Genomic DNA, 10,097 nt, shown 5'->3' on the forward strand with positions numbered 1-10,097 from the left:
GACGGCGTGGAGGTCACCTGCACCGACCGAGCGCGGCGGCGCGGTGTCGCCCACCGTCAGGCCGAAGCGCGCAGCGGCTGCCGGCTGACCACATCGCGCGCCTGCACGATGGCCTCGACCAGTGCCTGCACCTGCTGCGGGGTATGCAGCGCCGACAAGGTGACGCGCAGACGCGCCTTGCCCTCCGGCACGGTGGGCGGGCGGATCGCACCGACCATGAAGCCGGCCTGCTCGAGCGCGGCCGACATCGCCATCACCGTGGCCTCTTCGCCGCACAGCAGGGGCTGGATCGGCGTATCGGAGGCCATCAGCTCGAAACCATGCCGGCGCGCACCGTCGCGGAAGGCGCCGATCAGTTCCACCAGGCGCACGCGCCGCCAGTCGTCGCGGCGTGCCAGGCGCACCGCGGCCAGCGTGGCAGCCACCTGCGCCGGCGGCAGGGCGGTGGTGTAGATGTAGGGACGCGCGGTTTCGGCCAGATGGCGCACCAGCGCTTCCTCGCCGACCACCACCGCGCCGTAACCCCCCAGCGCCTTGCCCAGGGTGACCAGCTGCAATGGCACCTCTGCCACGCCCAGCCCGGCATCGGCCACGCAACCGCGTCCTTGGGGACCGAGCACGCCCACGCCGTGCGCATCGTCGACATAGAACAGCGCCTGCTGCATGCGCGCCACCAGGCTCAACGCACGCAACGGCGCCACATCGCCATCCATGCTGAAAACGCCATCGCTGGCCAGCATCGCCGCGCCCTCGGGCGCGCCCTTGAGCTGGCGCATCGCGCCTTCCACGTCCAGATGCGGATAACGCCGCAGCCGGCAACCGGCCAGGCGCGTGGCATCGAGCAGGCTGGCGTGGTTGAGCCGGTCCTGTACGCACACATCGTCTTCTTCGCTGAGCAGGGCCTGCTGCACGGCCAGATTGGCAATGAAGCCGCTGCCGAACAGCAAGGCCGACGGATAGCCCAGCCAGTCGGCGATCTCGCGTTCCAGCGTTTCGTGCGCGGTGTGGTGCCCGCAGATCAGGTGCGAGGCGGTGGCGCCGGCGCCGTCGCGCGCGGCGGCATCCTGCAGCGCGGCCACCACTTCGAACTGCTGCGACAGGCCCAGATAGTCGTTGGAGCAGAAACCGGTCAGCCAGCGACCATCGATTTCCAGCCGCACCCCGTCGCGACGGCCAACCAGCCGCCGCACCCGCACCCGCTCCTGGGCCACGCGCAACGTGCGCAGCGACGAAATCCGTTCGTGCAGATCGGGGCGAGTCATGGAGAATTCGATCACGGAAAGGGCCGCTAGCGTAGCGTGCCGCGCCTGCCTCGCCCAGCGGGTACCGACGGCCGGTGCCGGCGATGCCGGGTTTGCCCGCATGCCAGCCGCTGGATGCCGATGGGGTGCCGTGCCGCCTGATGCCGGCGATGTCACCCATCGGATGTTTCAACAGTTTGACCGATGCCCAGGCAACTTGGCGCATCGGCAGCGGGCATGCGTGGCGGGGATGGCCTTCAACGACAGTGGATCAGACCTGCGGCTGCGATTCGGCATCAACGAATCAGGGCCGCCTGCACCGACAGATGCCGGCGGACTTGCGTGACGGGGCCGCAGCGAGACCGATCACAAGATCTCCTGGCACGATGGGGCCACCGCATCCTGCCGACCGTCGCCAGCTGGCAGCAGAATGTCCGGCAGGTGGTCAGAGCGCTGCTCCGCGGCGGCGGAGCTCCGGCCAGCCACCGCAAGGACGTCGTTGCATCACGATCCTATGCAGCGAGGAAAATCCGTCGTTATGCCGCGTGTTCGCACGCCGCCTCGCAGGTGATGTCCGCATGCACGGTGCCGGGGTGGTCGTGGTCGGCGGCATCGACAGTGATCTGCATCGGGCGCAGGCCCAGGCGCTGGAACAGGGCCTGGTCGCGTTCGGTGTCCGGGTTGCCGGTGGTGAGCAGTTTTTCGCCGTAGAAGATCGAGTTCGCACCGGCCAGGAAACACAGCGCCTGCAGCTCGTCGCTCATCGCTTCGCGGCCTGCGGACAGGCGCACCATCGATTTGGGCATGGTGATGCGGGCGACGGCGATCATGCGCACGAACTCGAACGGATCCAGCTGCTGGGTACCGTGCAGCGGCGTCCCGGGCACCTGCACCAGCTGGTTGATCGGCACCGAGTCCGGATGCGCAGGCAAGGTGGCCAGCGCCAGCAGCAGGCCAATGCGGTGCTCGCGGGTTTCGCCCATGCCGACGATGCCGCCGCAACAGGTCTTCAGGCCCACATCGCGCACATGCTCCAGGGTGTTCAGGCGGTCCTGGTACTGGCGGGTGTGGATGATGGAGTCGTAGTAATCCGGCGCGGTGTCCAGATTGTGGTTGTAGTAGTCCAGCCCGGCGTCCTTGAGCGCACGCGCCTGGCCGGCGTCGAGCATGCCCAGCGTGGCGCAGGTTTCCAGCCCCAGCGCCTTGACCTCGCGGATCATCGCCGCCACCTTGGGGATGTCGCGCTCCTTGGGCGAGCGCCACGCCGCGCCCATGCAGAAGCGCGAGGCGCCGGCCGCCTTGGCCTGGCGCGCCTTGGCGACGACGGCCTCGGTCTCCATCAGCTTTTGCGCGCTCACCCCGGTGTCGTAGCGCTGCGCCTGCGGGCAGTACGCGCAATCTTCCGGGCATCCGCCGGTCTTGACCGACAGCAGCGTGGAGACCTGTACCTGGGAGGGATCGAAATGTGCGCGGTGCACGGTGGCCGCGTGATGCAGCAACTCGGGGAACGGCAGCTCGAACAGCGCCTGCACGTCTTTGCGATCCCAGTCATGGCGTACGACAACAGACATCGGAGTTTCCTGACAGTCAGCGGCTTGGAAGCCAGGCAGTCTGGTGAGCATGGAAGAGGCTGTCAACTTCACTGAAGTGGGTTCGGTTTACAGATGGCCGCAGCGGATACTGCGGCTGCTGCTGCCGAGCCTGTGCCTGGTCTGCGCGGAAGCGGGCATGGCCGACTGCGATCTGTGCCCCTGCTGCCGCGCCGCCTTGCCGGAGCACGGCCACGCCTGCCTGTGCTGCGCCACGCCGTTGTTCGCCTTCGATGGCGCAGCGTTATGCGGGCGATGCCTGCAGCAGCTGCCACCGCTGCAGCGGGTGCATGCCTGCTTTACCTATCGCTGGCCGGTGGATGGCTTGCTGCGCCGTTTCAAGTTCCACCAGGACCTGGCGGCCGGCCGCTTGCTGAGCGAACTAATGGCCAGGCGCTGCGCCCAGTTGCCGCGGCCCCAGGCGCTGGTGCCGGTGAGCCTGCATCGACAACGTCTGCGCCAGCGCGGCTACGACCAGGCGCTTGAGCTGGCCAGGCCGCTCGGCCGGGCGCTGCAGCTGCCATGCCTGCCATTGCTGCGGCGTGTGCGTGCCACTGCGCCGCAATCGGAGCTGGATGCTGCCGAGCGCCAGCGCAACCTGCGCGACGCCTTTGTCGCGCGTGGCCCGTTACCTGCCCATGTCGCGCTGGTGGACGATGTGATGACTACCGGCGCCACGTTGCACGCCGCCGCGCAGGCCTTGCGCCGGGCCGGCGTGCAACGGGTGGATGCCTGGGTCTGCGCACGGGTGCCGTGAGGAGTGTGAACGCGGTCCCGTACCCTCACCCCAATCCCTCTCCCGCAGGAGAGGGGCGTGTTGCCTGCGGGGCGGTTCTCTGCGGCGCAGGCTCCGCTTTGGATAGATCAACGTTTTCCCACATCACCGCGGCTAACGTGCCGCCACCGCGATGCCGACGAAGATCGCCAGGCCGACCCAGTTGTTATGCAGGAAGGCGCGGAAGCAGGGGCCGCGTTCGCGGTGGCGGGCGATGCGGAATTCGTAGGCCACCAGCAGCAGCGCCACGGCCAGACCTGCCCAGTAGAAGGCGCCGAGGCCGGCACGCAGGCCTACTGCGGCCAGGGTGGCGAACATCAGCGCATACAGCGTGCCCTGGGCAAACAGGTCGTAGCGGCCGAACAGGATGGCGGTGGATTTGCTGCCCATGCGGATGTCGTCCTCGCGGTCGACCATGGCGTACCAGGTGTCGTAGGCAGTCGCCCACAGGATGTTGGCCGCATACAGCAGCCAGCCGAGCAACGGCACGCTGCCCTGCACGGCGGCAAAGGCCATCGGGATGCCCCAGCCGAACGCCATGCCCAGATAGACCTGGGGCAAATGGGTGTGGCGCTTGAGATAGGGGTAGCTGGCGGCCAGGAAGACGCCGGGCACGCTCAGCGCCACGGTCAGCCAGTTGAGGCTGAGTACCAGCGCGAACGCCACCAGCATCAGCACCACGAACACCCACAGCGCCTCGCGGCCGGAGACCGCGCCGGTGGCCAGCGGACGCGACTTGGTGCGTTCTACATGCGGGTCCAGCCAGCGGTCGGCGTAGTCGTTGATCACGCAGCCGGCCGAGCGGGTCAGCCAAACCCCGGCGGTGAACACGAACAGCGTCCACAGCGGCGGCATGCCGTCGGCGGCCAGCCACAGCGCCCACCATGTGGGCCAGAGCAGCAACAGGCTGCCGATCGGACGGTCGCCACGCACCAGCTTCCAGTACTGCCCCAGCCGCTCGGACAACGTCAGCGCGGGCGCGGTAGGGACCTGTTCAACACCATGCTTGCTCATGCCGCAAAGGGTAGCAGCGCGCTCCGGATGCAGCCATGCACCGGCTGGTGCAGATGCGTCTGCCAGCTGAAACATTGCCTTGCCGGCAGAGGCGGCAGCTCGGAGCGCCGCTCGCCACTCCGGTACGGGGGGCAGGCTCCGGGAGCAGCGCATCTGGAACGCCACGCTGAGGTGCGTCATCGGCGCTGTCGGCAATCGGCCACCAGCAATCAGCCACGCCAGCTGGGGCAGGCATCACGCGGTGGCACGGGTTCTGGCATAATGCACGGCCAGGCGCCCGTAGCTCAGCCGGATAGAGTAGTGGCTTCCGAAGCCATTGGTCGGGGGTTCGAATCCCTCCGGGCGCACCAGATGAACCCTCCGGGGACATCCAAGAAAGTCCAAAACCCCCGAGAAATCGGGGGTTTTTTGTTGCCTGCAGGTCTTCCTACGTCCACCCTGATCCATTGAAATCCAGGCTGATCGGGGGCATAGATGGGGGCACCAGCCCCCAGTGCGAAAGCGGATGCCCCCATGCCCCTGAGTGACGCTGCAGTGCGTAACGCAAAGCCCGCTGCCAAGCCCATGAGACTGTTCGACGGCGGCGGCTTGTACGTCGAGATCTCGCCGAAAGGCGCCAAGCTATGGCGATGGAAGTATCGCTTTGGCGGTAAGGAGAAGCGCTTGGCACTGGGGGTCTACCCGGAGGTCAGCTTGGCAGAGGCGCGAGCGCAGCATCTGGAAGCACGCAAAGTCCTCCGGTCCGGCATCGACCCAGGTGAGAAGAGGAGGGTCGACAGGCTGGTGCGCGTTGATCGGTCCCAGCTCAGCTTTGCAGCTGTAGCCGCAGAGCTCCTGAACCTGCATGGCAAGAAGAATTCCGTCCTGACGATGAAGCGCAATGGCAGGATCGTCGAAAAGGACCTCAACCCCTATCTGGGCGATAGGCCTATCGCTGAGATATCTGCGCCGGAACTTCTCGCTGTCCTGCGCAAGATAGAAACGCGTGGCGCCATTGAGACAGCTCATCGTGCTCGGGGTATTGCCAGCATGGTGTTTCGATATGCCATCACCGTAGGCAAGGCTGAGCGTGACCCGGCTGCCGATCTTTTTGGGGCGCTAGAGACCCCAAAGGTGCAGAATTTCGCCAGCCTGACAGAGCCTGCTGCGGTTGCGCCCTTGCTGAGGGCCTTATGGGGGTACGAAGGAAGCGCCGTTGTGCGCGCTGCCCTAAAGCTTGCGCCCTTGGTCTTCGCGCGGCCAGGCGAGCTGCGGACAGCCAAGTGGGCAGACATCGATCTTGAAGCTGGCGAATGGCGTTACGTCGCCACTAAAACCGGCACCCCCCACATTGTGCCGCTTGCCTCCCAAGCAGTTGATGTCCTTCATGAGCTTCAGCCCGTCACCAGAAGCAGTGAGTTCCTATTCCCTAGTCTTCATGGAAAGGGAAGGCCGATGAGCGATAGCACCATCAATGCTGCCTTGAGGCGGATGGGGTTTGATTCCAAGACCATGACCGGTCACGGGTTTCGTGCGATGGCTCGCACGATCCTGGATGAGGTGCTTGGCTTCCGCCCCGACTACATTGAACACCAGCTTGCGCATGCTGTGCGTGACCCGAATGGCAGGGCCTACAACCGCACAGCTCATCTCACCGAGCGCCGAAAGATGATGCAAGCGTGGGCCGACTATCTAGACGGTCTACGGAGCTCCGGGGAGAAGGTCGTGCCTATTCGCAAGAAGATGGCGTGAGTTGACGTTGGATTCTGGCCTCGTGCTGGCGTTCTTTTCGCGGCACCGAGTGCTTTTCCAGATACTTCAATTGAAGCGAGAAAGGGAACTGATGTCGCGGTATAGTGAGATTCCGGTGATCGATTTGTTCGCCGGGCCAGGAGGCTTGTGCGAAGGATTTTCATCCATCCTTGACGAAAATGGCGTGCGACGTTTCTCCGTCAAGGTATCCGTGGAGAAGGACCCGATCGCCCATCGGACGCTGCTGCTGCGGGCAATCTTCCGCAAGTTCCCCAAGGGCAAGGTCCCCGACTGCTACTACGACTACGTTCGCGGCAAGATCACCCGCGAGGCGTTCCTTGAACACCCCGATATCACGGATGCTGCCGAACACGCTGCCAGGGAGGCGCGCTGCGCGGAACTCGGCGTTACGCCGGCCAAGGAGGTGGACGGCTGGATCCGAGAGGGCGGTCTCAACTTGCAAGTGCAACACGTGAGTTGAATTGAGCGATCTCTTCTTCCAGCGCCTGGTTCGGCGTCTTCCAGCCAAGCGTCTGCCGTGGCCGGGCGTTCATCAGGTCGGCGACGTTGTTGAGATACTCCTGGCTCGCCTTGGACAAGTCCGCGCCTTTTGGCATGAACTGGCGCAGCAGGCCGTTGGTGTTCTCATTGCTGCCGCGCTGCCAGGGCGCATGTGGATCGGCGAACCAAAGATCGATGTTGAGCCGCTTCATCAGCTCTGGATAACACGTCATCTCGGTTCCGCGGTCATAGGTGAGGCTTCCCAGTAGGAAACGCGGCAGCTTCTTCATCTGTCGCGTGAAGCCCTCCAGCGCATCCTGTGCAGTACAGCCATCCATCTTGCACAGCACCACAAAGCGCGTCTTTCGCTCCACCAGCGTGCCTACGCACGAGCGGTTGAAAGCCCCTTTGATCAGGTCGCCTTCCCAGTGCCCAGGAATCAAGCGCTGCGCCACCTCTTCAGGCCGATGGACGATACGCAGCTCCTCCGGCACCCACGTGCGCTTGGCAGCGGTTGTACGGCGCAAGCCTCGCGTCGGCTTGTGCTGACGAAGCGCCTCCACAAGCTCTTTCTTCAAACCACCACGCGGATGCGCGTAGATAGCGGCGTAGATTGTTTCGTGACTCACGCGTTGACTTGGATCATCCGGATGCATGGCCTTGAGCTTGGCAGCAATTTGCTGGGGCGACCAACGATACAGAACCAAGTCGTCACGCACCTGCTGAAAGAGCGCACTGCCTTCAACAAGCCGGCGCCTTCGAACGCACGCTCTGCGGCGCAGCCGATAGTTGCTGGCTGCGCTGGTTGCCGCATAGACAGGTTCGCCCTGTCGCCTTATCTCGCGCGACAGGGTGGACGCACTGCGATTGAGTCGCCTTGCAATGGAGTTGATGCTCATTCCGTTACCGAGTTCAATTTGAAGCAAAGCGCGTTCTTCGGAACCCAGGTGCCTGTACTGTGTGCCCATGCCGCTACCCTACGTCAAGGCGGGGTGTTGCACTTGGAAGTTGAGTCTAAGGTCTTGGGAGAAGAGTATGTGAATCGAGCACTGCAATGGTCGGAAGATTTGGATGCGACTGAGTTTCAGCGTCTCCTTACTGAGTTTTGCTGGGCGGAAGTCTGGTCCAGGGATGTTTTGCCGGACCGGGAAAAGAGTCTTATTTGCTTAGGCATGCTGATTTCTGGTGGACGGCAGTTCGAACTTACCCAGCACTTCAGGGCAGCGATGAAAAATGGACTCACTAAGAAGGAGATAATGGAAGTCATCATATTCAGCATGCCTTATGCAGGCGTACCTCTTGCGCTTGAGGCGTTGAAGAGCTGGAGCGCGATGCAAAAAGGAAGCGATGAATGAAATTTGAATTTGATGCGGTCGATCGAGCAATTCGTGATCTTATTGCAGAAATGACGGAGCTTGAGCGCCCCTTGAAATCTGAAGACCGCTTGATCGACGATCTCGCGCTTTCATCGATTGATATGGTCGAGATATCTACTGCGCTTCGCAAGAAATTTGGCATTGATATCCCAGTTCAAAAACTTGCGTCATGCTTTTCTTTCAATGACCTATTGAACCTCTGCCTAAGCAGCTCGCTTACACTTCAGCAGGCAGCCCACTGAAATTATAACAAAATCAAAATAGGCCTACCTTTTCAGGAACAACAGATGGTCGAATGGTGGAGTTGTGACGCCAGGCATAGAAGGCGTATATATATACAACTGGTTTTTTCTGCATTCTTTTTGATTTTCACTTCTTTTTTTCTATTGACCTGCTTAACCACAACTACCTGGCAGGCTGCTATAGCGATTTCCGCCTGCCTTTTTCCTATTTCGTTGAATACCGCCACCATTCTATCGCAGCATTTACTTAGGCGCTTCGCTGGTAGCGAAGCGCCAATAGAAAGATCTACTTCAGACAACCATGCCCGCCCCAAATGTACCGTTGCAATACCTTGCATCGTTTATGGCCGCGATGAAATTGATGAAGCGATAGCGACGGTTCGACAGAATTTTGTTAGAAATCATGGATTGGCGACTTTTTTTGTATCGCTTTCGATTTTTTTGACTGCCAGAATGGGCCTTTTCACAGCCTAGATGATGAGCTCTTACTTTATGCAAAAAAGGAATTGTCGCGGCTTGAGCAGGACGTTCCAGCGGCACGCGGCAAGCTAGTGGCTTTTTTTCGTCACCGATTATGGAGTAGTAGCGAGAACTCTTGGATTGGCTGGGAGCGAAAGCGTGGCAAAATCATCGAGTTGTGCAGGCTGATTGCGCGAGGAGAAACCGGGTCTCTTTTCGTTATCTATGGCAAGAGTGCTTACATTAGGAACAGCACCTACCTAATGATCCTAGATAGTGATTCTTGGCTTGAGTACGGCGGTCTTGATCAGCTGATCGACGCTATGGAGGATCAATCGGCAACGCCCCATATTAAGGGAAAAATTCTTGAAGCCGGTTACGTAATAGGCTGCCCCCGCGGTCTATGTAGGCCAGGAGAGAACGGCACGACGTTCTCTAAAATTCTTTTTTATAATCGACTAGAACCACAAGTTCGATCGATCGAGCCAAGCTTCTTCCAAAATATCCTTGGTCATCACATATTCGTGGGAAAGGGTCTGTACAACGTATCAGCTTTTTTGGAGCTCGTAGACAGACGCCTGCCTTCAGGACGCGTGCTAAGCCATGACCACTTGGAGGGCATGCTCGCGATACCTGCCTACATATCTGATGTCTACTTCTATCAGTCATATCCTCAGCAGTACTCAAGCTGGCGCGCACGCCAACATAGGTGGATCCGTGGTGACGTGCAGACGATTCCCTGGATCATCCTTCCCAGTGTTAGCGGAGAGCGCCAGTCGCGAATTTCTCTTAATTTTTTAGACCGCTTAAAGTTAGCAACTAATATTGCCAATCATCTTACGCAAGTTGGGCAATTTTTGATTCTCGTTATCATTGCGATCGGAGGAGTAAAGTTTTCTATCGCTTTCACTTTAGCAACACTCGCTCTCGGCGCTCCTGCACTGTGGATCGGCATCGGATTCAGAGTCTTTGAGAAGTTACTGTATCACCGCTCACTCAAACGGCAAGAACAGATTACTATTCGATCTATATTTTCAAGTACATCAGGGGATTTTAAAATATTTTTACTTAATCTTGCCGACGTCCCCCCATCCTGAGTAGCAGTCGGGTTTAGAGTCCGGGGTTGATGATATCGCTGTTGGCCAGGTGCTGGGCATAGGCCGTCGGCG

Annotated in this window: 11 protein-coding genes and 1 tRNA gene; 8 read left to right on the top strand and 4 right to left on the bottom strand. The window is 60.9% G+C overall.

Going from position 1 to position 10,097, the window contains the following annotated elements:
* Positions 1-56: 56 nt before the first annotated feature.
* The gene (bioF, locus tag XCSCFBP4642_RS0103315) at positions 57-1,262 is read right to left on the bottom strand and encodes an 8-amino-7-oxononanoate synthase (RefSeq protein ID WP_029218535.1); all 1,206 of its coding nucleotides are present in this window, start codon (positions 1,260-1,262) and stop codon (positions 57-59) included.
* Positions 1,263-1,777: 515 nt separating this feature from the next.
* Positions 1,778-2,812, bottom strand: a complete 1,035-nt coding sequence (bioB, locus tag XCSCFBP4642_RS0103320) for a biotin synthase BioB (protein WP_029218536.1) — start codon at positions 2,810-2,812, stop codon at positions 1,778-1,780.
* 49 nt (positions 2,813-2,861) lie between these two features.
* On the opposite strand from bioB, the gene XCSCFBP4642_RS0103325 reads away from it, so the two are divergent.
* Positions 2,862-3,587 (top strand): ComF family protein, encoded by a 726-nt coding sequence (locus XCSCFBP4642_RS0103325; protein WP_033897941.1) that lies wholly within the window; start codon positions 2,862-2,864, stop codon positions 3,585-3,587.
* Between the two features lie 132 nt (positions 3,588-3,719).
* Here XCSCFBP4642_RS0103325 and ubiA read toward each other — a convergent pair whose 3' ends face one another.
* Positions 3,720-4,619 carry a 4-hydroxybenzoate octaprenyltransferase gene (gene ubiA, locus XCSCFBP4642_RS0103330; protein ID WP_029218538.1) on the bottom strand — a complete coding sequence of 300 codons (900 nt, stop codon included), beginning with the start codon at positions 4,617-4,619 and terminating at the stop codon, positions 3,720-3,722.
* A gap of 273 nt (positions 4,620-4,892) precedes the next feature.
* Between ubiA and XCSCFBP4642_RS0103335 the strand changes: the two genes are divergently transcribed.
* The 3 genes from XCSCFBP4642_RS0103335 (at position 4,893) to XCSCFBP4642_RS0103345 (ending at position 6,831) form a co-directional block, all read left to right on the top strand.
* A tRNA-Arg gene (locus XCSCFBP4642_RS0103335) sits at positions 4,893-4,969 on the top strand.
* 163 nt (positions 4,970-5,132) lie between these two features.
* Entirely contained in the window at positions 5,133-6,350 is a 1,218-nt protein-coding gene (locus XCSCFBP4642_RS0103340) for a tyrosine-type recombinase/integrase (RefSeq protein WP_029218539.1), read from the top strand.
* 1 nt (position 6,351) lies between these two features.
* The gene (locus tag XCSCFBP4642_RS0103345) at positions 6,352-6,831 is read left to right on the top strand and encodes a DNA cytosine methyltransferase (RefSeq protein ID WP_029218540.1); all 480 of its coding nucleotides are present in this window, start codon (positions 6,352-6,354) and stop codon (positions 6,829-6,831) included.
* Here XCSCFBP4642_RS0103345 and XCSCFBP4642_RS26375 read toward each other — a convergent pair.
* Entirely contained in the window at positions 6,803-7,819 is a 1,017-nt protein-coding gene (locus tag XCSCFBP4642_RS26375; protein ID WP_029218148.1) for an IS30 family transposase, read from the bottom strand. The two genes, XCSCFBP4642_RS0103345 and XCSCFBP4642_RS26375, sit on opposite strands and share 29 nt — an antisense overlap.
* A gap of 33 nt (positions 7,820-7,852) precedes the next feature.
* Between XCSCFBP4642_RS26375 and XCSCFBP4642_RS0103355 the strand changes: the two genes are divergently transcribed.
* From XCSCFBP4642_RS0103355 to XCSCFBP4642_RS28190, 4 genes are read left to right on the top strand one after another with little or no spacing between them, the layout of a single operon-like run.
* The gene (locus XCSCFBP4642_RS0103355) at positions 7,853-8,206 is read left to right on the top strand and encodes a carboxymuconolactone decarboxylase family protein (protein ID WP_235048270.1); all 354 of its coding nucleotides are present in this window, start codon (positions 7,853-7,855) and stop codon (positions 8,204-8,206) included.
* On the top strand, positions 8,203-8,469 hold the full coding sequence (locus XCSCFBP4642_RS23960) for an acyl carrier protein (protein ID WP_029218542.1): 267 nt from the start codon (positions 8,203-8,205) through the stop codon (positions 8,467-8,469). Before XCSCFBP4642_RS0103355 ends, XCSCFBP4642_RS23960 begins: the two co-directional genes overlap by 4 nt.
* 45 nt (positions 8,470-8,514) lie before the next feature.
* Positions 8,515-8,943, top strand: a complete 429-nt coding sequence (locus tag XCSCFBP4642_RS28185) for a hypothetical protein (RefSeq protein ID WP_152527207.1) — start codon at positions 8,515-8,517, stop codon at positions 8,941-8,943.
* Between the two features lie 32 nt (positions 8,944-8,975).
* Complete coding sequence (locus XCSCFBP4642_RS28190) at positions 8,976-10,025, top strand: hypothetical protein (RefSeq protein WP_152527208.1); 1,050 nt, start codon at positions 8,976-8,978, stop codon at positions 10,023-10,025.
* Positions 10,026-10,097 lie beyond the last annotated feature (72 nt).

The organism is Xanthomonas cassavae CFBP 4642, from assembly GCF_000454545.1.
In the GTDB taxonomy this organism is placed as follows: Bacteria; Pseudomonadota; Gammaproteobacteria; order Xanthomonadales; family Xanthomonadaceae; genus Xanthomonas; species Xanthomonas cassavae.

What these genes read in the sequence shown, in the direction of transcription:
- XCSCFBP4642_RS26375 (WP_029218148.1), bottom strand. Translation starts at nt 7,819, where the DNA reads ATGGGCACACAGTACAGGCACCTGGGTTCCGAAGAACGCGCTTTGCTT.
- XCSCFBP4642_RS28185 (WP_152527207.1), top strand. Translation starts at nt 8,515, where the DNA reads ATGGTCGAATGGTGGAGTTGTGACGCCAGGCATAGAAGGCGTATATAT.
- XCSCFBP4642_RS0103325 (WP_033897941.1), top strand. Translation starts at nt 2,862, where the DNA reads ATGGAAGAGGCTGTCAACTTCACTGAAGTGGGTTCGGTTTACAGATGG.
- bioF (WP_029218535.1), bottom strand. Translation starts at nt 1,262, where the DNA reads ATGACTCGCCCCGATCTGCACGAACGGATTTCGTCGCTGCGCACGTTG.
- ubiA (WP_029218538.1), bottom strand. Translation starts at nt 4,619, where the DNA reads ATGAGCAAGCATGGTGTTGAACAGGTCCCTACCGCGCCCGCGCTGACG.
- XCSCFBP4642_RS23960 (WP_029218542.1), top strand. Translation starts at nt 8,203, where the DNA reads ATGAAATTTGAATTTGATGCGGTCGATCGAGCAATTCGTGATCTTATT.
- bioB (WP_029218536.1), bottom strand. Translation starts at nt 2,812, where the DNA reads ATGTCTGTTGTCGTACGCCATGACTGGGATCGCAAAGACGTGCAGGCG.
- XCSCFBP4642_RS0103340 (WP_029218539.1), top strand. Translation starts at nt 5,133, where the DNA reads ATGCCCCTGAGTGACGCTGCAGTGCGTAACGCAAAGCCCGCTGCCAAG.